The sequence below is a fragment of the Solihabitans fulvus genome, from assembly GCF_008386585.1.
GTDB classification, from domain to species: Bacteria; Actinomycetota; Actinomycetes; order Mycobacteriales; family Pseudonocardiaceae; genus Solihabitans; species Solihabitans fulvus.
This window is the reverse complement of the sequence record NZ_VUOB01000023.1, coordinates 82208-105971: the sequence shown is the minus strand read 5'-3', so window position 1 is coordinate 105971 and position 23764 is coordinate 82208. Positions and strand designations below refer to the sequence as shown.

The window sequence follows — 23764 nt, the reverse complement described above, 5'->3', positions numbered from 1 at the left end:
CGACTCTGGGGGTACGGCGAAGCACGTTCGCCGTATATCGCACCAGGGGGAATGATGCGAAAGATTCTGTTGTCCGTGCTGGCGGCGCTGGCCGTGCTGGTCGGCATGTCCGCACCAGCGCTCGCGGCCAACGCCGAGGAGACGACCGTCGTACAGGGCGGCATGACCGACGCACCCGTTGCGGCGCAGGCCGAAGTGGCGCCCGAGGCGCTGCCGTCCTGCGCACACATCACGTATCCGGGCAACGCCGGGTACATCGCGGTGCAGACCAGCCCGAACAAGGTGGTGGCCTGGGGAATCCAGATGCAGCCGCCATCGCGGTCGGCCGGCAGGTGGGATGTTGACACCTATCTCAACAACCACAAGACCACCAGTGGTTTCCACCGCACGGTCGGCGTGTACGTGCCGCACGGGTCGATCCAGGCGCGCAGCGGCCAGGTGTTCCGGGTAGACGCCACACTGGTGTCGGTCGACGGGAACACCTACCACAGCGTGCCGAACAACTGCCGGGTTCCGTGACCGGAGGGCACCAGCCGCGGGCAGGGCGACCGGTCGCCCTGCCCGCGGCGCCCGAACAGGCAGGAGGTTCGCGATGACCGGTCCTGGATTCACCACCGCGGAACAGGCTGCGCTCAACGGCTTCCCGCCAGAGCAGACCAGCGTGCTGTTCCTGGCCGAGTCCGGCGAACACGCGGTCGTGCTGCTGGCGACGAACGCGGCGGGGCGGTCTTACCCGTACGAGGTGTTCTGCCGCAGGACGGCGGCGGGATGGGTCGAGGTGAGCGGCGTCAACGGGCCAGGCTGGCGGCCGACAGGGGATTCCCTTGGCGTGCTGACCTTCTGGGACCAGGTGGCGGAGGGAACCCCGATCGCGGCGGTCCGGTTCGATGGGGTGGACCACCGGTGCCCGGTCAGGCGCGGGTACTTCCTGTTCACCCGCTGGGACATTCCCGAACCAACGACACCGCCGGTGCTGCTGGACTCGGCCGACACCGACTGACCGACCCCGCACGGAACCCTTGCTACAGAAGGACGTCCGTGCCGGGCGCCCGGCACTCCGCCTCGGCAGGCGGAGTACCGGGCCGCCGGTCAGCTGTCGCCGGGGTCCGCGCCCGCGCCGACGGCTGCCGGAGTCCGCTCGAGGCGGTTGCCGTCGCCGAGGTCGATGCCCACGTGCAGGCCGGCGGTGCGGGACACCACGAACCGGTCGATCTCGACGCCGGTGTTGCTCAGCACGCGCGCGGTGATCGTGGTCTGCCGTCCCCAGGACGCCGGTTGCACGTCGAGGGCCATGAACGCGTAGCCGGTGTAGCGCACCCTCGACCACGCGACGGTGTCGTTCTCCTTGCCACCGCCCCGCTTCCACACGTAGGTGGGCACGTCGACGTGCTCGGTCTCGTGGCCCGCGTAGCTGTCGGGCACCGGGAAGCTGTACAGGCTTCGGCCGCCGGAGCCGCAGGTCGCGTACACGGTGCCGTCGCGGTCGGGCCGCACGGTGCCGCCGATGGGCACCTGCGTCGCGACCTGGCCGCCGCGCAGGGCGTCGGTGCGCTCGTAGACGTGGTTGTGGCCATTGATGACCAGGTCGACCTTGAACCGGTCGAACAGCGGCACCCACTCGTCGCGCACCCCGCCCTCGGACGCGTGCGCGCTGGTCGTGGAGAAGGCGCAGTGGTGGAAGAACACCACGACGAAGTCGACGTCGGGCTGGCAGCGCAGGAACGCCAGCCTGCGCCGCAGCCACTCGGTCTGCCCGCCGTCGCTGTAGCCGAGGTTCGCCGGGATCTCGTACGAGACGTCGTTGGCGTCCAAGGAGATCACGCCGACGTTGCCGTAGATGAACGAGTAGACGCTCGGGCAGCCGCTCGGCCCCGAGCCGGGGAACGCCCACCTGGCCACCTGGCCGCCGTAACCCTCGGTGGAGTACAGCGCCTCCATGTCGTGGTTGCCGGTCGCGACCATCCACGGGATCCGGGACGCCAGCGGCTCGATCTGGGTGAGGTAGGCGTCCCAGACCTTCGGGTCGAAGATGTCGTGGGTGCCGTCGGGCTTCGACCCGATCGGCAGGCCGCGCCCGCTCGGGTCGGCGTACGCGATGTCGCCTGCCAGCAGGTGGAACACCGGGTTCTGCCTGGCCACCACGCCGTTCTCGGCCAGCGCCGCGGTGCTGACGCCCTGGTCGCCGAACGCGGTGAAGGTGAACCGCTCGCCGGGGAAGCCCCGCGCGGGCGCGGTGGTGAACGTGGAGATCGCGGCCGGGCCGCCGTCGCCCTTGGCCGGGTCGAAACCGTCGTGCCCCACGGCGTAGTAGTAGGTCCGGCCCGGCCGCAGCCCGCCGATCTCGGCGTGCAGGTAGTACTGGTCGGTCGGCGCGATCACGCCGGGCACCTCGGAGTGCAGCGCGCGCACCTCGGCCGGCACGCGGTGGGTCAGCTCGTGCGGGCGGGCACCGACGCGCAGGAACGGCCGGCGCACCGGGGCCGGCACCTGCCAGGCGACCCTGATCTCGTGGCGCGGGTTGCGGCCGAAGGCCAGGTGTCGGCCGAAGGGCGCGACCCTGTCGCCGTCGGCGTAGGCCAGGCCCGCCAACAGGGTCGGGCCCGCCGCGAGCGCGGCGGCCGTGGCCATGCCGCCGCGCAGCAGGGTCCGCCGGCCGAACCGGCTGGTCAGGTACTCGTGCTGTTCGGCAATCGAGAGTCTGTTCGCCAGCGCGTCGGGGACGCCAACCCTGGGAATCTCCATGCAGAGCATGCTCTTCGGCGCACGTGTCGCCGAGCCCATGGGTGGATGAACGTTCGGCGATCGTTGCCCATAGTGATGGTCAAGCGTTGGTCAAGAAACGGTGTGGTCAGCCTGCCGGATCCTGGCCTCGGATCATTCGGCGGAGCCTGGGCACCCGTTCGGCCAGCACCCGCTCGGCCCCGCGCGACGTCGGCTGATAGTAGTCCCTGCCAACCAGGTCGCCCGGCGGGTACTGCTGGGCGAGCACGCCGTCGGGCACGTCGTGCGGGTAGCGGTAACCCTGCGCGTTGCCCAGCTTGGCCGCGCCCGCGTAGTGGCCGTCGCGCAGGTGCGCCGGCACCGAGCCGACCGCGCCGGCCCGCACGTCCGCGATGGCGCCGTCCAGCGCGGTGATCACGGAGTTGGACTTGGGCGCGGTGGCCAGGTGGACGGTGGCCTGCGCCAGCGCAAGGCGACCCTCCGGCAGGCCGACGAGCTGGACGGCCGTCGCGGCGGCCACGGCGGTCTGGAGCGCGGTCGGGTCGGCCATGCCGACGTCCTCGCTGGCGTGGATGACCAGCCGGCGCGCGATGAACCGAGGGTCCTCCCCCGCCTCGATCATCCTGGCCAGGTAGTGCAGCGCGGCGTCCACGTCGGAGCCCCTGATCGACTTGATGAACGCGCTGGTCACGTCGTAGTGCTGGTCGCCCTGCCGGTCGTAGCGCACGGCGGCCTTGTCGACCGTGGCCTCCAGGGTGGCCAGGTCGATCACGCCGCTTGCCGTGCTGCTCGCCGAGTCGGCCGCGGCCTCCAGCGCGGTGAGCGCGCGGCGGGCGTCGCCGCCGGCCAGCCGGACCAGGTGGTCCTCGGCGTCGGCGGTCAGCTCGACCGTCCCGGCGAGCCCGCGCTCGTCGGACACGGCGCGGCGGACCACCGCGCGCACGTCCTCGTCGGTCAGCGGCCGCAGCTGGAGCACCAGGGAGCGGGACAGCAGCGGCGAGACCACCGAGAAGAACGGGTTCTCCGTGGTGGCGGCCACCAGCAGCACGATGCGGTCCTCGACCGCGCCGAGCAGGGCGTCCTGCTGCGTCTTGGAGAACCGGTGCACCTCGTCGATGAACAGCACGGTCGCCTCGCCGGAGCGCACCAGCCTGCGGCGGGCCTCCTCGATGACCGCGCGGACCTCCTTCACCCCGGCCGAGAGCGCGGACAGCGCGGCGAAGCGCCGGCCGGTGGCCTGCGAGACGAGGGTGGCCAGGGTGGTCTTGCCCGTGCCAGGCGGCCCGTACAGCATGATCGAGGCCGGCGCGGCGCCCTCGACGAGCCTGCGCAGCGGCGCGCCCGGCCCGAGCAGATGGTCCTGGCCGACGACCTCGTCGAGCGACTGCGGCCGCATCCGGACGGCCAGCGGCGTGTTCGGACCTGGACGCGCCGGGGCGAGCGGCCCACGCCGCGCACCGGTGTCCCCGGTGCCGGCGGTGAACAGCTCCTGGTCCTCGAACAGCCCGTCCTCCACGACGCCGACGCTACCTGTGGGCACCGACACCCGGGACGCGGCCTGCGGCGGCGCGAGTTCGGCCAGCCTTGTGCGAGACTTGTTTCTCGTGCCGCCATCCGCCGTTCACCGCAGGGCCGTGTTGCTCGCCGGCCCCTCCGGTTCCGGGAAGTCCACGCTCGCCGCGCACCTCGGCCTGCCGGTGCTGCGGTTGGACGACTTCTACCGCAACGGCGACGACCTGCTCCTGCCCCGGGACGAGCACGGCATGGTCGACTGGGACGACCCCGAGTCCTGGCACGTCGAGGACGCCCTCGCCGCCGTGGTGGAACTGGCCACCACCGGTCGCGTCGAGGCGCCCGTGTACGCGATCGGCGAGGACCGCAGGGTCGGCACGCACACCGTCGCGCTGGACGGCGCGCCGCTGTTCGTCGCCGAGGGCCTGTTCGCGGACCGGCTGGTGAACGGCTGTCGCGAGGCCGGGGTGCTCGCCGACGCGATCGTGCTCGCGCCGAGCCCGGGAGTCACGTTCCTGCGCAGGCTGGCGCGGGACACCGCCGAGGCCCGCAAGCCGCTGCCGGTGCTGCTGCGCCGCGGCTTCCGGCTGTGGCAGGAGCAGCCGGCCGTGGTGCGCCGCTGCGACCAGGCCGGCATGCGGTCCTGCACGCCGGACCGGGCAAGGAAGCAGCTGACCGAGGTGATCAACGCCATGGCCGCGCCGTCCATCCCGGCCGGGCATTGGCAGGGAAAGGTCGAGGTGCTCTGAATCGGGGTCTGTTCCCGACGAGGACCGGCCCGATCAGCTGATCAGGTTGATGCGTTGCAACGCCAACTCGAACGCGGTGGGTTCGACCCGCAGGGTGCCACTGAAGGGCTGGCTGAGTTCATATACCAACAGCAGCATCGAGCCGATCAACAGGGTGATAGAGAAGACAACGACGATGTGGGCTCGCAGACTCGTCATGCCGAACATGAACGCGAACCCGACAGTGACCAGGCCGCCGAGAATGAGCGCCACCCACAGCAGGGCGGGCATCGTGTCGGATGCCCGGTTGAGTCGTTCCCGGCGGGCGTCGCCGAGTCTGGCGACGGCATCGAGTGCCTGGGCGTAGCGGACCTGGTCGGCGCCCGTGGCGGGCTGTTGGGAGACGACGGTGTCGCGTAGCGCGGTGAACTCCCGCCACGCCTGATCACTGGACTGTCGCTTGGCCAGCAGCGGCCATTCGGTGTTCTCGACGGCCTCGGCGTACCGCTGGTTGAGGTCCCGAATCTCGTTGTGGGCGGGCTGCGGCAGCGAGTGGGCGTACCAGGAGATCTGGAGCAGGGCGTTGGTTTCGCTGTAGGTGTTCGTGCGAGTCGCGTCGGCCGTGGTCCACAGTCCCACCACGACCATTGCGAGAATCACCGCGTAGATGACGCCAACCACGGCGTAGACGAACCCGACGACCTCGTTCTGGAGCGCGCGACGCTCGGACGGCACGAACCGTGTCACCAGGACCAGCAGGACGCAGGTGGCGACGGCGATGCCCAACACGAGAAGGCTGCCTGACACGGGCATGGCGGAGTTCCTTCCTGTGACGCGTGTGGCGACCAGTGATGTCGAGGCTTTGCCGGGTTGCCCGAATAGCACTGGCGAGTTCGCCTTGTGGCTCGCGGAGGATTCCGCCGCTGAAGCTAGCACTGGGAATCCCGCCGGGTCAGGCGCTTGGTTTTGCGTTCGACAGTTCGGCGCCACAGCAGCTTCCGGCCGGTCACCCTGTTGGATTATCGCGACAATGACGGCGGGTAATCCGAGGAAAATACATTTACTCGAAGTGGGTGGCGGGACGGCGTGATCGGGCGATGATCTGGCGCGGCGATCGGCCGACACGGTGAGCCCGGATGGGCCACAGGTGTTGTAGCCGTTCGGCCTAGTCGGCTGGGGTCAGTCGGCTGCGGTCAGCAGCCACAACCGGCCGGCCGAGTCCTCGTCGGTCGGGACGCGCGTGATGATCTGGAGCTCGGTGTCCTCGGCGGCCAGCAGCTTGGTGGTCCGCAGGCGCATCGTGCCGACCCGCTCGTGCCGGAACTCGCGGTGCACCACCTCGAAGCCGGCGATGTCGTGCCGCTCCCAGAACTGCGAGAAGGCCGGGCCGGTCTCGTGCAGGTCGGCGATGATCTCGGCGAAGCGCGGATCGTCGGGATGGCGGTCGGCGGACGCGCGGAACTGCGCGACCAGGTGCTGGGCGTGCGCCGCCCAGTCGACCAGCAGCGTCCGCACCGGCGGCCAGCCGAACATCACCCAGATCATGTTGCGCAGGCGGGCCGGCAGCTCGGCGAAGTCGGTGAACAGCGCCGCTTCTGCCCGGTTCCAGCCGATCAGGTCCCAGTGCCGGTCGCGCAGGCAGGCCGGGTGCGGTTCGAGCGCGCCAAGCACCGCGAGCAGGTGGTCCAGCCCCTCGCCGGACGGCGTGTCCTGGGGCGGCGGGAGTTCGTCGGCGAGCAGGTAGAGGTGCCGCCGCTCGGGTCCGACCAGCCGCAGCGTGCGGGCCAGCGCGTCGAGCACCTGCCGCGAGACGTTGATGTCGCGCCCCTGCTCCAGCCAGGTGTACCAGCTCACGCTGACCCCCGACAGCAGCGCCACCTCCTCGCGGCGCAGCCCCCGCGCCCTGCGGCGCAGGCCGGGCGGCAGCCCGACGGACTCGGGGCTCAGCCGCTCCCGGCGGGACCGCAGGAACCCGCCAAGCGCCCGCCGTTGCGCCTCGCTCATCGCGTCCCCCCTTGGGTGGTGGTGCCGGTGACAGGTTGACTGGTCTCTGGTTCACCCGCCGCGCCAATTCGACCATGAGTGCACACACATCGACCGCGAGGGAACCTTCATGACCAGCCCGACCCGCTCCGACCCCATCGACGCGACGGCCTCGACGCGGCCGCCGTTCGCCCTGTCCGCCGCGTGCTTCGTCAGCAACTTCGACCGCTTCGCGATCACGCCGATGCTGGTGCTGGTCGCGGCGGGCCTCGGCGCGCCGCTGGCCGCCACGGTCACCGCCGCGAGCGGCTACTTCCTGGCCTACGGGCTGTCCCAACCCGTGTGGGGCCTGCTGTCAGACCGGTTCGGCCGGGTGCGGCTCATGCGGGCAACGCTGTTGGCCGGCGCCGCGGCGGGATTCGCGTCCGCGCTGATGCCCAACCTGGCGCTGCTCGTGGTGACCAGGATCGTCGCCGGCGCGTGCTTCGGCGCGGTGGTGCCGACCTCGCTCACCTACGTCGGCGACACGGTGTCCGCGCGGCAGCGGCAGCGCGCGCTGTCGGACCTGATGGCGGCGATGGCGCTGGGCACCGCGCTGGCGACGGCGGCGGGCGGGCTGCTCGCGCACCTGGTCGACTGGCGGGCCGTGTTCGCCGTGCCGGCGGCCTGCGCGGCGGTGTGCTCGGTGGCGATGCGGGGCCTGCCGGAGCCGCCGCGCGGCGCGGCGGCCGGGGTGCGCGCGCAGCTGGGCAGGGTGCTGCGCAACCGGTGGGCGCTGCTGGTGTTCGGCCTCGCCTTCGTGGAGGGCGCGGTCCTGTTGGGCACCATGGCTTTCCTCGCGTCCGCGCTCGAACACCACGGCGTCGGCGCGGCGACGGCCGGCCTCGCCACGGCCGCCTACGGCGTCGGCGTGTGGGTGTCCTCGCGGCTGGTGAAGGCGCTGTCCCAGCGCCGCCCGGTCTGGCAGCTGATGACGGTCGGCGGCACGCTGATGGTGCTCGGCTACGCGGTCGTGGCCGCGCAGGTGACCATCGCCACGGTGACGGTGACCGCGCTGCTGCTCGGCGGCGGTTGGTCGTTCCTGCACTCGTCGCTCCAGACCTGGGCCACCTCGCTGGCGCCGGAGGCGCGCGGCACCGCGGTCGCCTTCTTCGCGGCCGCGCTGTTCGTCGGCAGCGCCGCCGCGTCCTCGGCGGACGGGGTGTTGGCCGAGCGGGGCAGCTACCCGCTGCTGTTCGGCATCGCGGCGGTGGTCGCCGTGCCGCTGACCGTGGCCGCCGTGGTGGGCCGCCGCCGCTGCCGGGAGCCTGCGGATTAGGCCGCTTCGGCCTGCGCGGTCAGCAGGTTCGTCGCGACGGTCGCGACCAGCAGCGCCGTCACGGTCCCGGTCAGCAGCTCGGGTGACAAGTGTCCGCCGATCGCGCCGACGGCCAGCAGCAGCACGGCCGCGGCCGACTCGACCAGCGGCGCGCGCCCTGCACCCGGCTGCCTGGCGGCCTGCCGGACGAGGGCGAGCGCCACCAGCATCATCGCGGGGCCCGCGCACAGCGCCCACCAGCCGCCCGCCGGCAGGTCGCCGCCGTCGGACGCGAGGATCGCCTCCTTGATGCCGACGCCGAACAGGGTCAGGCCGAGCGCGACGATCAGGTGGCCGTAGATGAAGGTGTTGCGCGCCAACAGTCCTCGGCCGACGGCGGCGCGGTCCACCCCGTCGAAGTACAGCCACCACAGGGCCGCAGCGCAGCCGAAGCCAAGGACCGCCGTGGTCATCGAGCCGGCCCGCCAGTCGCCGCCGCGCACACCGAACACGACGGCCGCCAGCGACTCGCCGAGCACGATCAGCGTGAACAGTCCGTACCGCTCCGGCAGGTGCGACGCGTGGTAGGGCACGGCGGCCATCGCGCGGCGCGCGAGCCACGGCGTCGCGCCCTCGATGAGCAGCGCGGCCGCCCACACCAGGAACCGCCACGGCTCCGGCACCGCGAGCGACCCCAGCCACAGCGCGGTGCCGACCACGAACACCGAGATGGTGGCGTCGCACAGCGGCCGCGCCGCCGGCACGTGCCGACGCGCCCGCAGGTACAGCACGATCAGCAGGGCCCGGACCGCCGCGTAGGCCACGGCGAACACCTGCGACCGGTGGTGGAACGTGTCCGGGATCGCCACGGCCACCACGGACATGCCGAGCATCGCGGCGAGCACCAGCAGCCGAAACACCACGTCGTCCGAGTCGAACCGGTCGGCGTAGTTGGTGTAGCCCACCCACGCCCACCAGATCGGCACGAACAGCACGGCGAGGCGCACGAACCCCGGCGCGGACAGGTTGCCGTGCAGTGCGAGCCCGACCTGCGTGACCGCGATGACGAACACGAGGTCGAACAGCAGCTCCAACCAGCTGGAGGCGCGTTCGGCGTCCCCGGTCCGCAGCGCGGGCGGGCGGATCAGTCGGGCTCGCACCGTCAGCCGCGCGCCGACCGGCCGTCGACGCGCGCGCTCGCCTCGCCGAACACCCAGCCGCCGATCTCCTCGATGAAGTCCGTCGGGAAGCCGACCTGGAAACCGGTCGCGTCGTTCAGCCGCGCGACCGCCTCCGCCGGCAGCGTCACGTCCACCGCGCCGAGGTTGTCCACGAGCTGGTCGAGCCGCCGCGCGCCGACGATCGGATGCACCGCGCGGGACGCCGCCCTGGTCCAGGCGATAGCGACCTGGGACGGGGTGGCGCCCAGCTCGTCGGCGACGTCCTGCACGGCGCGCGCGACGGTGTGGTCGTGCTCGCTGATGGAGTCGGCGGCGAGGCGGGTGCCGGCCTCGGCCCCGCCCTCCCTGGTGAACTTGCCGGACAGCACGCCGCCCGCCAGCGGGCTCCACGCGGCGACGCTCATGCCGAAGTCCTCGGCCATCGGCAGCAGTTCCCGCTCGATGTCCCGCTTGAGCAGGCTGTAGGGCACCTGGAGGCCGGCGAACTGGCTCCAGCCGCGCAGCTCGGCGAGCGTGTTGGCGCGCGACACCACCCAGGCGGGCGCGTCGGAGATGCCGACGTAGAGCACCTTGCCCGAGCGCACCACGTCGTCGAGGGCGCGCATCGTCTCCTCGACCGGGGTGTGCCGGTCCCACATGTGCACCCAGTACACGTCGACGTAGTCGGTGCGCAGCCTGCGGAGGCTGGTCTCCAGCGACTGCACGAGGTTCTTGCGGTGGTTGCCGGCCGCGTTGGGGTCCGCGCCGTTGCGGCTCACCGTGTACTTGGTGGCCAGCACGAACTCGTCGCGCCTGCCCTCGAGCAGCTCGCCGAGGATCAGCTCGCTCTTGCCGGCCCGGTAGTTGATCGCCGTGTCGATCACGTTGCCGCCGGCCTCGGCGTAGGCCTCCAGCATCCGTCGGCACTCCTCGAGCGGCGCGCCGACGCCGCCCTGCTCGCCGAACGTCATAGCGCCTAAGAACAGCTCCGACACCCGGAGCCCGGTGTTGCCCAACAGTCGATAACGCACGTGCGCGTACTCCCCTTGTCTCGCTTGCGATTCCGCTTCCGCTCGGCCGTCAGCGGCCGAGGACGCGGCGTAGCGCGGCCAGCACCAGCTCGGCGCGGTCCAGCCGCGCGTTGTGGCCCATCAGGCCGATCCGCCAGACGGTGCTGGCGTACTTGCCGGCGCCCGCGCCGATCTCGATGCCGTACTCGTCCAGCAGCCTGCGACGCACCTGCGCGGAGTCGACGTCGGCCGGCACGCGCACGGTGGTCAGCTCCGGCAACCGGTGCCCCTCGGCGGCGAACAGGTCGAGGCCCAGCTCGACCAGCCCCTCCTGAAGGCGTCTGCCGGCGGCCGCGTGTCGTTCGAACACCGACGGCAGGCCCTCCGCGAGGACGCGGCCGAGGGCGGCGTGCAGCGAGGCAATCATGGCGACCGGCGCGGTGTGGTGGTAGGTCCGGCCACCGCCGGCCGAGCCGCTCACGTAGTCGCCGATCAGCCCGAGGTCCAGGTACCAGGTCGGCGGGTGCTCGACGCGGCGTTCCCAGGCCCGTTCCGACATGGTGAACGGCGCGAGACCCGGTGCCACACCAAGGCATTTCTGCGTGCCGGAGTAGGCGAGGTCGACGCCCCAGTCGTCCACCGCGACCTCGATGCCGGCCAGCGAGGTGACGCAGTCCGCGAGCAGCAGGGTGTCTCCGCCGCGTTCGCGCAGCGCCGCGCCGAGGGCGGCCAGGTCGCTGCGCACGCCGGTGGAGGTCTCCGCGTGCACGGCCCCGACCAGCCTCGGCGCGGGATGCGCCGCGAGGACCCGCTCGACGTCGACCGGGTCGCCCCACTCGTGGTCCACCCGGATCACGGTGGCGCCGTAGCGGCCGGCGACCTCGCACATGCGCTCGCCGAACAGCCCGTTGACGGCGACGACCACCGGGTCTCCCGCCCGCACGGTGTTCGCGAACGCGGCCTCCATGCCGATCGAGCCGGTGCCCGACAGCGGCAGCGTGCGCCGGTTGTCGGTGCCCCACACCGTGCGCAGCCGCTCGCAGGTCTCGTCCAGGATCCCCAGGAACACGGGATCGAGGTGGCCGAGCAGCGGCGCGGCAAGCGCAGCGGTCGCCTCGGGATAGGGGTTGGACGGCCCGGGGCCGAGCAGCACGCGATCAACCAAGGTCACGAGAGAACCCTACGACGCCGCTCGGCCTTCTGCCGCAGATACCGCTAGCCCGGTTGACCAACGGTGCCCGGTGTTTCCGGTGTGGGCGGTTCGGCACGCTCGCCGTCGACCAGCGCGCGCAGCAGGATGCCGACGGCGTGCGGCACCAGGTCGCTGCCGCGCCGCCACAGCCACGGCACCCCCTTGACCACCAGCCAGCCGAGGTGGTGCAGCGGGGTGATCCGCGCGCCCCCGGTGCAGACCAGGCTGACCGGCTCCGGCACCTGGCAGCCTGCCTCGGCCAGCCGGTCGGCGAAGGCCCTCGCCAGCATGCGGTGCCCCAGTTCGGAGGGGTGCAGCCGGTCGACGCTCCACGCGGACAGCTCGTACGCGCCGGGCATCAGGTCCAGGTCGACGCAGCCGATCTCGTGCCGGGTGACCACGGTCTCGATGACGTCGTTGAGCTCGCCGATCCGGCGCGCCAGGGCGCGGTGCAACGGTCCGGGCAGCCGGAAGACGCGGCCGTGGTCGTGGAACCGCACGGTGACCACCTCGGCGCCGGCCACGCGGAGTTCACCGACGACGTGGTCGAGGTCGTCGTGCAGCCGCACCGGGTCGAAGTCCGACCGCAGCGTGTCGTTCATGCCGACGACCAGGACAACTGCGTCGGGTCGCAGGGCGATGGCTGTCGGCAGTTGGGTCTCCCGCACGGTGCCGATCCGCGCTCCGGTGAAGGACAGGTTCCGGTACCTGGTGCTGCCAAGTGCGTCCGCCAGCAATGGGCCGAACCCACGCCAGCCACCGCCCGGCAACGGATCGCCGAGCCCCACAGTCGTCGAGTCGCCGAGGGCCACCAGGGTGCGCACCGCGCGCCCGCTCTCCGCCTCGGCTCCGATCAATGGCGCTGCCACGATCACACGATGGCGCAGGCGGGCTCACCTGCGGTGAGGTCGCGATGTCCGGCCGGAGACGGCTCGGGGAACGGTCGGTGCCGTTCCCCCGCTCGGCTACCGGAATGCGGGGTAGAGCGGTAGTTCGAGGGCTGCCGGGCCGTAGCGGCGGGTCAGGGCCGCGACCATCGCCTCGGCGTGCTCGACGATCTCGTCCGCACCGAGCAGCGCCGCGTCGATGCGCAGCCGCGCCCACCGCGCGGTGAGCGAGGCGCTGCGCGGCGGGGACTGGAGCGGCCGGTGCGCCGGGTCGGCCGCGGCGGCGAGCCTTGGCAGCCCGCGCCAGGTGGACAGCCACACCCACAGCAGCTGGGCCTCCAGCAGCCTTGGCATCAGCACGGCGTCGTCGTCGAGGTCCGGCCACACCGAGCCGACCTCGGCCCGCCACGCGGCGACCATCGCCTCGGACATGCCGGCCGGCAGCCCGAACGCGCACCAGCAGGTCGGGAACGGCACCCGCAGGCAGGCCGCGTCGAACACGATGTCGCGGACGCACCCGCCCTCGAAGTCGAGGAACCGCACGCCCTTGCTGGTCACGAGGTTGTTGTCCGGGCAGGCGGTCGACGGGCTGAACGCACGCCTGCGCGAGGTGCTGAACTGGCGGCCCGCCTTCTGCGCGAACGCCACGGCGGCCGCCGAGATCGGCACGCCAAGCGCGGCGTCGCTCAGCTCGGGCAGGCCGGCCAGCGCGGCGGTCAGGTCCTCGGCGAGCGGGTCGCGGCAGCACTGGCCGCCCTGCCGCCGCATCAGCGCGTCGAAGTCGGCGTCGCGGCCCGCCGTGGTGGCGTGCAGCCGCCCCAACGAGTGCGCCCACGCCAGCAGCCCGCGTTCGGCCGCGCGGGCGTCGTTGCCCAGCAGCTTGTCGGCCAGCCTCGGCGCCTTGCCGAGGTCCTCGAGCACCACCAGCCGCCTGCGGCTGTCGTGCGCGACCAGTTCGGGGGTGAGGCGTTCCTCGGCAGGCAGTGCGGTCAGCAGCTGGTGGCTGACGGCCTCGTGCGCGAACGGGTCGCGGTCGACGGCCGCTGGCGGGTAGCGCTTGACCACCAGGGTGCGCGGCATGGAGAACGGCGTCGCGGCCACTCTGACCCGCACCACCACGGATTTGCCTGCCCCACCGAGGTCTTCCGGATCGGCTAACCGGACCTTGGCACCGAAGCGCCCGGTGAGCACGGCCTCCGCCGCGGCCACCGTCTCAGCGACCTCCGGATCGGCTGCGTCGTCGACGTCCGGGGGGCCGGCGGTGATCTCCACGCTCATCTCCTCCGACCATACTCCCGATGAACCACCGACCGGCGGCGCCCTCGACCACGAGCACGGGGTCGAACGCCGTCAAGGAGGAGCGCAAGCGACCGTAGTAGCTGCCGGCCACCTAATCCACCCTGCTGGGTAACGGAGTTCCCCGCCACAAGGTTGCCTGAACCCGTTGGGTTCTCAGCCTGTGGACACCGGAATTCTCCTCGGCGACAGCGTCAGCACGAGCCAGGCCGCGACCACGATGCCGATCAGGTTCACCAGGAGCTGGGCGAGCGAGCCGAGACAGCGGCCCCACTCGCCGACGGCGGCCGCGACCACCGCGTAACCGGCGGCCGGCACCGTGGTGACCGACACGAACACGCCGACCAGCGCGGCCGACTTCGCTGAGGTCAGCGCGAGCATGCCGGCCGCGCCAGCCAGCAGCGCGACGATCAGCGAGAACGGTCCGACCTGGTAGACGAAGTCCACCTGGTTGGCGGCTCGCACGTCATTCCGGTCGAACAGCCCGAACAGGCCGAACAGCAGCGTGCCGGCGGCCGTGACGACCATCGCCGAGGGAAATCCGACCGCGAGCGCGATGGCCGCGCGGCGCACCAGGTCCCACTGCCGCAGGGCCAGCCCGACGGCGATGGCGGCCAGCGGGCCGAACTCGGGGCCGACGATCATCGCGCCGACGATGGTGATCGGCGAGTTGGTGACCACGCCGACCGCGGCGAGCAGGCAGGCCAGCGTGAGGAAGGCCTGGAAAGTCCAGTTCAGCCTCGACTCCTCGCCGGTCTTGGCGAGCAGTTCCTCCCACACCACGGTGTCCGCGCCCTCGCCGGGCGCGTCCTCTCCGGCGCGGTCGGCGGCGTCGGAGAGGACGGTGTCGATCACTTCGAGGGTGATCCCGCCGGTGCGTTCGATGCCCAGTTCGTACAGGTCGCCAAGGACCTCGTCGGTGACCTCCCGCACGACGTCCGCCTCGACGAGGTCGCCGGGCGGTTGGATCGCCGCGCCGGGCAGCAGCACGAGGTGGGCAACGCCGGCTCGCCCGCGCAGCGCGCGCAGCACGGCGTCGGTCTGGCCGGTCGGGCAGACCGCCCGCAGGTGCAGCACGGCTGTGGTTCTCCTTCGCGCCGGGGTCGTCGGCCTGCCGGGGTTGTCGGTCAGCAGTGGGTGTCGACAGTCGGGTCAGGTGACGGTAGGTCAGGCGCCGGTGTCCGGCAGCACGGGCCGCTGGTTCGGGGCCGGTCGGGCGGCGAAGAACTGCCGCCAGTGTTCGGCCGAGGTGACCAGGTCGCGGCCGACGTGGTCGAGGAACCGACCCATGTCGGCGAGCCTCGCGCCGGCGGGTGTGTCGGCGCCGAGGGTCAGGGCGCCGGCGTGGGCGCCCTTGGCAAGCACCGCGTTGGCGGCGGCGCTGGCCAGCATCGCCCTGAACCAGACGTCGTCGTCGATGACGTAGTGCTCGCGGCGGTTGCTCGGGTCGCGTTCGCGGCGGACCAGTTCCTGTTCCTCGAGGTAGCGGACGGCCAGGGAGATCGATGCAGGGCTGACCTGGAGCCGCTGGACCAGGTCCGCCGCGGTGCGGCTGCCGGTATCGGTGGCGTAGAGGCAGCCGAGCACCCTGGCGACCATCTTGGGCAGCCCTGTCTGGACCAACAGCTCGGTGAACTGCTCCTCGAAGCCGTGCACCGCCTCGGGGTCGCGCCCGTAGGCGTCGGCCTCGGCCGGCGACGGCGCGGACGGCGACGCCCTGCGCCTGCGGGCGCGCCGTTCGGTGGCCCGGTGCGCCTGGTCGGCCCGGTAGCCGTTGGGGCCGCCGTTGCGGGTCACCTCCCTGGTGATGGTCGAGGTCGGGCGCGCGAGGCGCTTGGCGATCTCGGTGTAGGCGAGCCCTTCGGCCAGGCCCGTGGCGATCTGCTGGCGGTCCTGCTGGCTGAGCCTGCCTCCCGGCATCGGTGCCCTCCCCTGTCGCACGGCCCTTCCGCTGGCACAACAGTGTGCGTTCAACTCCATCTCATTGCAACACGCGCTGAGTCGAGTTTGCATTCAACGGCAGGCCCATTGCAACAATTGCAGGCAATCTAGCTGCATAAACGCCGACTATGGACAACATCGAGATTGACTGTTTATTGAACGCAACATAGCTTTTACCGCATACCGAACATCAACTGCGGGACGGCGAAGACCGAGCCGCACATCGAATGGGAGACCCTCGTGAACACGATCCAGAACGCACTCGACCAGGCCGTCGCCGACGGCATCCCGGGCATCGTCGCCGAGGTCCGCGACGGCGACCGGACCTGGTTCGGCACGGCGGGCGTGGCCGACCTGGAGACCGGCCGCACACGCACCCAGGACGAGCAGTTCCACACCGGCAGCCTCACCAAGGCGTTCACCGCGACCGTGACCTTCAAGCTCGTGGACGAGCACCGGCTGCGCCTGGACGACACGGTGGAGCAGTGGCTGCCCGGCATGGTCACGGGCAACGGCAACGACGGCAGCAAGATCACCGTCAGGCACCTGTTGCAGCAGACCAGCGGCCTGGTCAACTACGCCTACGACGACAAAGACATGATGGACCGGTACATCACCACCGGGTACCTCACCCACCGCTTCGACAGGTGGACGCCCGAGGAGCTGGTGAAGATCGGCATGAAGTACCCGCCCTACTACGCGCCGGGCACGGACTTCCGCTACTCCAACGCCAACTACCAGCTGCTCGGCCTGATCATCGAACGCGCCAGCGGCCGCACCTACGCCGAGGAGCTGTCCCGACTGGTCCTCGGCCCGCTCGGCCTGACCGGTACGTACCTGGCCGGCAACGAGGTCACGATCAGCGGACCGCACCCGAGGATGTACACGAAGCTGCCGATGGGCGAGCCCGACGCCAAGGTCTACGACGTCACAGAACTGGACTCGTCGCTGGGTTGGGCGGCCGGCGGCATCGTCTCCACCACCGGCGACCTCGCCCGCTTCTTCGGCGCGCTGCTCGGCGGCGAGCTGTTCTCACCCGCCCTCCAGGCCGAGATGTGGGCCACCGTCTCCACCGAGGGATCGGGCTGGATCCCCAACACCCGCTACGGCATGGGCACCTTCGAGCAGAACCTGCCCAACGGCGTCACCGTGTTCGGCGGTGGCGGCGCGCTCAACGGCTCGTGGACGTACGTGATGGGCACCCGCGACGGCAGGCACCTGGTGGTGTGCAACGTGAACGGCGACTTCGTCAACCCCATCGCCGAGTTCTGGAAGATCCTCGAAGCGGAGTTCCCGGCGGCCTGACGGGGATCCCCCGCCGCCGACCAATGACATCCAGGTTTCCAGCACACACAGGAAGAGACCCATGAAGACCACCACCCGAGTCCGCGCCGGCCTGCTCACCGCGGCGATGGCCGTGACGGTCGCCACCGTGACCACCCCCACCGCCTCCGCGGAGTCCGCAGAGTCCTCGGCAGGCCGCAACGCCGCCATCCAGCAGGTGCTCGACCAGTCCACGGCCCAGGGCGGTGTGCCCGGCATGGTCGCCGAGGTCCGCGACGGCCACCGGACCTGGTTCGGCAAGGCGGGGGTCGCCGACACCGACACCGGCCGCGCCCGTGCACGCCAGGACCGGTTCCGCATCGGCAGCGTCACCAAGGCCTTCACCGCCACCCTCGCCCTGAAACTCGTCGCCGACGGCAAGCTGAGCCTCGACGACACGGTTGAGCAGTGGCTGCCCGGCCTGGTCAAGGGCAACGGCAACGACGGCAGCGCCATCACGATCAGGCACCTGCTGCACCAGACCAGCGGGCTCAAGAGCCCCGACGCCGACGACCCCGAGCGGCTCATCGAGATGACCACCCCCGCCTACCTGGAGCACCGCTTCGACAAGAAGACGCCCGAGGAGCTGGTGGGGATCGCCCTGAAGTACCGGCCCTACTTCGCCCCTGGCGGAGCACCGGAGCACGAGCAGGGCCCCGTGCTGCGCTACTCCAACGCCAACTACCTGCTGCTGGGCAGGATCATCGAGAAGGCCAGCGGGCGGACCTACGCCGAGGAACTGTCCAGCCAGATCCTGCGGCCGCTTGGCCTGACCGACACCTACCTGCCCCGCGACGGGGAGCTCGACCTGCGCGGCCAGCACACCAAGGAGTACTCCAAGCTGCCCCTTGGCGACGCCAACGGCAAGGTCTACGACGTGACCGAGGTCGACCCGTCCTGGCCCTGGGCGACCGGCGGCATCGTCTCCACCACCGACGACCTCGGCCGTTTCGTCAGCGCCCTGCTGGGCGGCCGGCTGTTCCCCGCCGCCATGGCGCGGGAGATGTGGGACACCGTGACGGTCGACCCCGGCGCGCGGTGGATCGACAAGACCCGCTACGGCATGGGCACCTTCCAGCAGACCCTGGGCTGCGGGGTCACGGTCTACGGCACCGCGGGGGCCATCCCCGGGTCGTGGACCTACTCGATGGGCACCCGCGACGGCAAGCACCTGGTCACCGGCAACATGAGCGGCGACTGGGTCAACCCGCTCACGGCCTTCGCGAAGGTCCTCGAAGCCAAGTTCTGTCCCGCCGGAGCCAAGTGACCCCGGCTGTGCTGTGCTGACCGAACACGCCGGGCCGGTGCCGATGCGGCCAACGGCGTCACCGTGTTCGGCGGTGGGGCCGAAGCCCGTCCCACCGCTACCGGGTCAGGCGCTGGGGCACATCGCCGCGTCGACGAGCCCGGCCGCCGCCGCGTATACCGCGTCGCTGGTCGGACCGGAGATTGAGATGACGATCTGTCGCGCGCCGTCCGCGCTGCGCAACGTGACCGTGCTGTAGCCGGGGATGCCGCCGTCATGCCCGAACGCCCGCAGGCCGCACCTGAGGTTGGGCGAGGCCAGCCCGAGGCCGTAGCGCGGAATGCCGGCGTTTCCGGTGTCCCGCATGGTTTCCATCTGCGCCAGCTGGTCGGGCGGCAGCAGGTGGCCGTCGAGCAGCGCCGCGTAGAACCGGCTCAGATCCTCCGTGTCGGACACGATCGCACCGGCCGAGCCGGCCGGCGACGGGTTGAGTTCGGTGACGTCGGCGGCGGGACCGGTCGGGGCGAGCTGTTCGTACCCCCGGTTGTTCGGCCCGAGAATCAGCGGGAAGTCGCCGGGATAGCTGGTGTGCGCCAACCGAAGCGGCCCGAACAGGCGCGCCTGGAGCTCCTGGCGGAGGGGATGGCCGGTGACGCGCTCCGCGAGCAGGCCGGCCACCAGGTAGTTCGTGTTGGAGTAGGACCAGCCGGTGCCCGGCGGGAACAGCGGAGGGTGGCTGACCGCGTAGGCGATCAGGTCCCTCGGCTCGTAGTGACGGAACAGGTTCTTGACCCACTCGGCGGTCCACGCGTCGTCGGTGAAGTTGTAGATGCCGCTGGTGTGGCCGAGGATCTGCCGGACCGTGATGCCCTGCCCGTTCGGCAGCAGGCCGGGCAGCCAGCGCTCGATCGAGTCGTCCAGCCCGAGTCGGTGCTCGCCGACGAGCTGGAGCAGCACGGTCGACACGAACGTCTTGGTGACGCTGCCGACCCGGAAGCGGCCGTTCGGGTCTGCGGGTCGCCCGGTGCGGCGGTCGCCGACACCGCTCGCGGCCGACCACTCGCCGTGTTCGTCCCGCACCCGCGCGATCGCGCTCGTCGCGCCGCCCGCCACCACCGCGTCCAGCGCGCGCCGCAGGTCGGCGCGGTCTGCGGCCGGCGCGGCCGAGGCCGTCGACGGCCGCGCGCCCGCCGGGCTCGCGACGGCCGGCACGGCGGAGCCGACACCCAGCGTGATCGCGATCGCCGCGACGCAGCTCAGCATTCTTGTCCGTAGCACAATGCCCCCTCTACTCTCCGTGGTTCCCGTTTCGACGGTATCGGCCAACGCGGACAGATGCTATGAAAGCGGTCGAACGGAGCAGCGTGTCCGCCGTTTGCGGTAACGGCGCGTGCACCTCACGCGAATCCGTCGCAGACACCCGCAATGCACATCCCGGAAAAGCGGGAAAATATCCCGGTTACCGCTTGGTCACACACTTAGCGTGATCACCCGGATTGCGTCCTGGACCCCGATCGGCCGTACCCGGAACACTATTCGACACCGTAGAGTCGCGGCCGTGTCGAGGTGACCAGGGAGTGGAGATGCCGGGCCATACAGTCGTGCGAGAATCCGCCACGGACGTTTCCTCGCGGCCCGACACTTCCTGTTGCGATTCGCCGAGGTCGAGCCGGGCAGCGTTGGCCGATCTGCTTGTCACCGGGCCGTTCCCGGACGCGCTGCGCGCCGCGATCGAGGCCAAGGGCCTTAGTCTGCAACGAATCCAGCAACGGTTGTCGGCCAAGGGCGCACCGATCAGCATCGCGGCGCTGAGCTACTGGCAGTCCGGCCGCCGCCGCCCGGAACGGCAGGAGTCGCTGGCGGCCCTGCGGCACCTGGAGGACGTGCTCGACGTGCCGGCCGGCGCGCTCGGCGCGCTGCTCGGCCCGCCGCGCCCGAGGGGCCGTGGGTACGGGCCGAGCGCGGTGCTGCCCATCGAGGCGTTGTGGCACAGCAACGAGCGGCTGGCCGAGTTGCTGGCGAAGGTCGACACCAGCTCCGACGCCCTGCTCAGCCGGATCAGCCAGCACGACAGGGTGGAGATCGCCGAGAACGGCGGCCACCGCAGCCTGCGCGTGCGCCAGGTGCTGCGGGCCGAGCGCGACGGAGCCGACCGCTGGGTGCTCGTCTACGACGGCGCCCCGCGCGGCGGCCCGCTGCCGCAGGTCAGGGCGCTGCGATCGGCCCGCCTTGGGCAGGTGCTCGCCGACGAGTCCAGCGGCGTCCTGGTCGCCGAGCTGATGTTCGCGGTGCCGTTGGCCAGGGGCGAGACGGTAGTGATGGAGTACGAGCTGGCCTATCCGGGGCCGCACTACCCGACCGGCGACGACAGCTACTGCCGGCGGTTCCGGCTGCCGGTGCGCGAGTACGTGCTCGAGGTCCGCTTCGACCCGGCCGCGCGGCCGGTCCGCTGCCAGCAGTTCACCTCGGCCCCCGGCGAGCGGAGCCCCGAGTTCTACCGCAACCTCACCGTGGACGCCTGGGGTTACGCGCACGCGGTGGCGCTCGGCTTCGGCCCAGGCGTGTTCGGGATGCGCTGGCAGCACTGACCCGCGTCCACCTGCCGGACCATATTGACGGTTCGCGCCGCACTCGGTCGAATGGATCGGGCACGCCGGCGGCCGATCGACCCTCGGCCACCGGAAGAGCATGCCGGGCCACGAAATACCGTGCTGCGCGAAAATTACATCGCCGACGGCGGTCGCTGGCGCAATTCGCGGCGAAGAATCTTGCCCGAGGTGGCCCTGGGTATCGCGTCCACAAATTCCACCTGCCGCACTTTCCGATAGGGCGCGACCCGCTCGGCCACATAGGCTTTGACGGATTCGGCGGTCAGCCCGGCTCCCGGCGTCGGCACCACGAAGGCCACCGGTTCCTCGTCACCGTCCGCGTTGTAGCGGCCGATGACCGCCGTGTCGGCGATCCCGGGATGGCTCAGCAGCACGGCCTCCAGCTCGGCGGGTGGGACCTGGTAGCCCTTGTACTTGATGAGTTCCTTGACGCGGTCGACGATGAACCAGTTGCCCCTGTCGTCGACGCTGGCCAGGTCGCCGGTGTGCAGCCAGCCGTCCGCGTCGATGGCCGCGTCGGTCTCCTCCGGCTGGCCGAAGTAGCCCTTCATCACCTGGGGGCCGCTGATCAGCAGCTCGCCGACCTCGTCCGCGCCGACGTCGACACCGGTCTCCGGATCCACGAGCCTGGCCCGCGTGCCGGGCAGCAGCTTGCCGACCGTGCCCGGCGCCGGGTCGGTCTCGCCGTCGGGCACCAGGTGCGTGCCCGGGGACAGCTCGGTCATCCCGTAGCCCTGCACGACCGGGACGCCGAGCCGCGCGGCGCACGCCCCGGCGAGATCGGGGTCGAGCGGGGCCGCTGCGCTGAACACCATGGTGAGGCTGGACAGGTCGTAGTCGTCGACGGCGGGGTGCTTGGCCATCCCCAGCACGATGGGCGGCACCACGATCAGCCGGTTGACCCGGTACTCGGCGATCCCGGCAAGGAACTGCTTGAGGTCGAACCTGGGCAGCACCACCAGCGTCGCGCCGCGGGACAGGAAGTCGAACAGCATGGCCATGCCGAAGATGTGGAAGAACGGCAGCACCGCGATGGCCCTGGTATCCGGCCCGATCTCCGTCCAGGCGGCGTGCACCTGGTCCATGTTGGTCGCCACGCTGCGGTGGCACAGCATGACGCCCTTGGGGCGCGCGGTGGTGCCGCTGGAGTAGGGCAGCACGAACAGGTCGTTGTCGACGTCGATCGGCACCTCGGGCACGGGTGCGGTGCTGGCCAACAACTCCTGGACCGAACGGTGTCCCTCGGCGGTGTCGCAGACCAGCACCTCCTCGACGCCCGCCTGCGCCGCGGCGGCCACCGCGGCCGGCAGCAGCGCGGACACGGTCACCACCAACCTGGCGCGTGCGTCGGCCAGCTGGGTGGCCAACTCCCCCGCCGTGCTCAGCGCGTTCAGCGTGGTGACCACGACGCCGAGCCGGGACGCGGCGAACAGCACGACCGGGAACAGCACGGAGTTCGGGCTGTGCAAGGCGAGCACGTCGCCCTTGCGCAGCCCGGCCTCGGCGAACCCCGCCGCGAGGCGCTCCACCGACCCGGCCAGTTCGGCGTAGGTCACGGTCTCGCCGGACCCCGCGTCGATCAGCGCGGGATGATCGCCCCGCGCCGCCGCCCCGGACAGGACGTGGACGTGCACCGGCTCGTCGACGGTGGCGACGTCGGGGAACGGACTCGCGAAGACCATTGGCGCCCCAGGGTGCTCAGTAGGACCGTGGCAGCTTGAGTGTGTGCTGCGCCACGAAGTTGAGGATCATCTCACGGCTGACCGGTGCGATGCGGCTGACGCGGGAGGCCGTCAGCAGCGCGCCGAGCCCGTACTCGCTGGCGATGCCGTTGCCGCCGTGCACCTGGATGGCCTGATCCACGGTCGCGGCGCACGCCTCGGCCGCGGCGTACTTGGCGATGTTCGCGGCCTCGCCCGCCGCCTTGTCCTGCCCGGCGTCGTAGAGCGCGGCGGCCTTCTGCGTCATCAGCCTGGCCAGTTCGAGCTGCATCGCGCACTGCGCCAGCGGGTGCGCGATGCCCTGGTGCGCGCCGATCGGCGTGCCCCACACCGAGCGGGTGCGCGCGTAGGCGGTGGCCTTGTCCAGCGCGAACCTGGCCATCCCGGTGGAGAAGGAGGCGGCCATGATGCGTTCCGGGTTGAGCCCGGCGAAGATCTGCGCGAGCCCGGCGTCCGGCGCGCCGACGAGCGCGTCGGAGGGCAGCCGGACGTCGTCGAAGAAGCAGGTGAACTGTTTCTCCGGCGAAACGATGTCCATCTCGATGGGCTGGAAGGTGAAGCCGGGCGCGTCGGTCGGCACGATCATCAGCGAGGGCAGCAGCCGCTGGCCGTTCTCGTCGACGTGCCGGGCGACCACCAGGACGGCGTCGGCCTCGTCCACGCCGGAGATGTAGTACTTGCCGCCGTTGAGCACCCAGTCCGTGCCGTCGCGGCGCACCGAGGTGGCCAGCTCGTGCGCGTTCGAGCCCGCGTCCGGCTCGGTGATCGCGAACGCCATCGTCGTGGTGCCCTCTGCGAAGCCGGGCAGCCAGCGCTGCTTCTGCTCGTCCGTGCCGAACCTGGCGATCACGGTGGCGCAGATCGCCGGCGACACGACCATCAGCAGCAGCGGGCAGCCGGTCGCGGCCAGTTCCTCGCACACCGCGGCCAGGTCGCCGATGCCGCCGCCCCCGCCGCCGAACTCCTCGGGCACGGCGACGCCAAGGTAGCCGAGCTTGCCAGCCTCGGCCCACAGCTCGGTGGTCTTGCCCCCGGTGCGGGCCTTGTCCAGGAAGTACCGTTGGCCGTAGCGCGCGCCGAGGTCCGCGACGGCGGCCCGTAACGCCCTGCGCTCAACGCTTTCCGTGTAGTTCACGGT

General features: G+C 71.4%; 21 protein-coding genes. 7 read left to right on the top strand and 14 right to left on the bottom strand.

Features of this window, described 5'->3' with window-relative positions; genetic code table 11:
* Window positions 1-54 precede the first annotated feature (54 nt).
* Entirely contained in the window at window positions 55-519 is a 465-nt protein-coding gene (locus tag F0L68_RS14945; protein ID WP_149850151.1) for a hypothetical protein, read from the top strand.
* A gap of 73 nt (window positions 520-592) precedes the next feature.
* Window positions 593-1000, top strand: coding sequence for a hypothetical protein (locus tag F0L68_RS14940; protein ID WP_149850150.1), 408 nt, complete (start codon window positions 593-595; stop codon window positions 998-1000).
* A gap of 89 nt (window positions 1001-1089) precedes the next feature.
* Here F0L68_RS14940 and F0L68_RS14935 read toward each other — a convergent pair whose 3' ends face one another.
* Both F0L68_RS14935 and F0L68_RS14930 read right to left on the bottom strand, forming a co-directional pair.
* Entirely contained in the window at window positions 1090-2742 is a 1653-nt protein-coding gene (locus F0L68_RS14935; protein ID WP_149850149.1) for a purple acid phosphatase family protein, read from the bottom strand.
* 106 nt (window positions 2743-2848) lie between these two features.
* Window positions 2849-4237 carry a replication-associated recombination protein A gene (locus F0L68_RS14930; protein WP_223198803.1) on the bottom strand — a complete coding sequence of 463 codons (1389 nt, stop codon included), beginning with the start codon at window positions 4235-4237 and terminating at the stop codon, window positions 2849-2851.
* A gap of 88 nt (window positions 4238-4325) precedes the next feature.
* On the opposite strand from F0L68_RS14930, the gene F0L68_RS14925 reads away from it, so the two are divergent.
* Window positions 4326-4982, top strand: a complete 657-nt coding sequence (locus F0L68_RS14925) for a uridine kinase family protein (protein ID WP_223198802.1) — start codon at window positions 4326-4328, stop codon at window positions 4980-4982.
* A gap of 33 nt (window positions 4983-5015) precedes the next feature.
* Here the strand turns inward: F0L68_RS14925 and F0L68_RS14920 are convergent, their stop codons facing one another.
* Window positions 5016-5774, bottom strand: coding sequence for a bestrophin-like domain (locus F0L68_RS14920; RefSeq protein WP_149850148.1), 759 nt, complete (start codon window positions 5772-5774; stop codon window positions 5016-5018).
* 366 nt (window positions 5775-6140) lie between these two features.
* Window positions 6141-6965, bottom strand: a complete 825-nt coding sequence (locus F0L68_RS14915; RefSeq protein WP_149850147.1) for a helix-turn-helix transcriptional regulator — start codon at window positions 6963-6965, stop codon at window positions 6141-6143.
* A gap of 109 nt (window positions 6966-7074) precedes the next feature.
* Here F0L68_RS14915 and F0L68_RS14910 point away from each other — a divergent pair, with 109 nt between their 5' ends.
* On the top strand, window positions 7075-8262 hold the full coding sequence (locus tag F0L68_RS14910; RefSeq protein WP_149850146.1) for an MFS transporter: 1188 nt from the start codon (window positions 7075-7077) through the stop codon (window positions 8260-8262).
* Here the strand turns inward: F0L68_RS14910 and F0L68_RS14905 are convergent.
* The 7 genes from F0L68_RS14905 to F0L68_RS14875 all read right to left on the bottom strand — a co-directional run bounded on the left by F0L68_RS14905 (window position 8259) and on the right by F0L68_RS14875 (window position 15706).
* Window positions 8259-9401, bottom strand: a complete 1143-nt coding sequence (locus F0L68_RS14905) for a low temperature requirement protein A (protein ID WP_188316587.1) — start codon at window positions 9399-9401, stop codon at window positions 8259-8261. The genes F0L68_RS14910 and F0L68_RS14905 overlap by 4 nt on opposite strands.
* 2 nt (window positions 9402-9403) lie before the next feature.
* Complete coding sequence (locus F0L68_RS14900; protein ID WP_149850144.1) at window positions 9404-10432, bottom strand: aldo/keto reductase; 1029 nt, start codon at window positions 10430-10432, stop codon at window positions 9404-9406.
* A 49-nt stretch (window positions 10433-10481) separates the two neighbouring features.
* On the bottom strand, window positions 10482-11582 hold the full coding sequence (locus tag F0L68_RS14895) for a pyridoxal-phosphate-dependent aminotransferase family protein (RefSeq protein WP_149850143.1): 1101 nt from the start codon (window positions 11580-11582) through the stop codon (window positions 10482-10484).
* Window positions 11583-11626: 44 nt separating this feature from the next.
* Complete coding sequence (locus tag F0L68_RS14890) at window positions 11627-12472, bottom strand: SGNH/GDSL hydrolase family protein (RefSeq protein WP_223198801.1); 846 nt, start codon at window positions 12470-12472, stop codon at window positions 11627-11629.
* Between the two features lie 96 nt (window positions 12473-12568).
* Window positions 12569-13768 carry a hypothetical protein gene (locus F0L68_RS14885; protein ID WP_149850142.1) on the bottom strand — a complete coding sequence of 400 codons (1200 nt, stop codon included), beginning with the start codon at window positions 13766-13768 and terminating at the stop codon, window positions 12569-12571.
* 174 nt (window positions 13769-13942) lie between these two features.
* Entirely contained in the window at window positions 13943-14863 is a 921-nt protein-coding gene (locus F0L68_RS14880) for a DUF389 domain-containing protein (RefSeq protein WP_149850141.1), read from the bottom strand.
* Window positions 14864-14953: 90 nt separating this feature from the next.
* Window positions 14954-15706 (bottom strand): GbsR/MarR family transcriptional regulator, encoded by a 753-nt coding sequence (locus F0L68_RS14875; RefSeq protein WP_149850140.1) that lies wholly within the window; start codon window positions 15704-15706, stop codon window positions 14954-14956.
* 261 nt (window positions 15707-15967) lie between these two features.
* On the opposite strand from F0L68_RS14875, the gene F0L68_RS14870 reads away from it, so the two are divergent.
* Window positions 15968-17032 carry a serine hydrolase domain-containing protein gene (locus tag F0L68_RS14870; RefSeq protein ID WP_149850139.1) on the top strand — a complete coding sequence of 355 codons (1065 nt, stop codon included), beginning with the start codon at window positions 15968-15970 and terminating at the stop codon, window positions 17030-17032.
* Window positions 17033-17093: 61 nt separating this feature from the next.
* Entirely contained in the window at window positions 17094-18317 is a 1224-nt protein-coding gene (locus F0L68_RS14865; protein ID WP_149850138.1) for a serine hydrolase domain-containing protein, read from the top strand.
* 105 nt (window positions 18318-18422) lie between these two features.
* Here F0L68_RS14865 and F0L68_RS14860 read toward each other — a convergent pair whose 3' ends face one another.
* Complete coding sequence (locus F0L68_RS14860; protein WP_149850137.1) at window positions 18423-19559, bottom strand: serine hydrolase domain-containing protein; 1137 nt, start codon at window positions 19557-19559, stop codon at window positions 18423-18425.
* Between the two features lie 416 nt (window positions 19560-19975).
* Here F0L68_RS14860 and F0L68_RS14855 point away from each other — a divergent pair, with 416 nt between their 5' ends.
* Window positions 19976-20884: a helix-turn-helix domain-containing protein gene (locus F0L68_RS14855; protein WP_149850136.1), complete on the top strand. Its 909-nt coding sequence runs from the start codon at window positions 19976-19978 to the stop codon at window positions 20882-20884.
* Between the two features lie 134 nt (window positions 20885-21018).
* Here F0L68_RS14855 and F0L68_RS14850 read toward each other — a convergent pair whose 3' ends face one another.
* Entirely contained in the window at window positions 21019-22587 is a 1569-nt protein-coding gene (locus F0L68_RS14850; RefSeq protein WP_149850135.1) for an AMP-binding protein, read from the bottom strand.
* A 16-nt stretch (window positions 22588-22603) separates the two neighbouring features.
* The gene (locus F0L68_RS14845; RefSeq protein WP_149850182.1) at window positions 22604-23761 is read right to left on the bottom strand and encodes an acyl-CoA dehydrogenase family protein; all 1158 of its coding nucleotides are present in this window, start codon (window positions 23759-23761) and stop codon (window positions 22604-22606) included.
* Window positions 23762-23764: the final 3 nt, after the last annotated feature.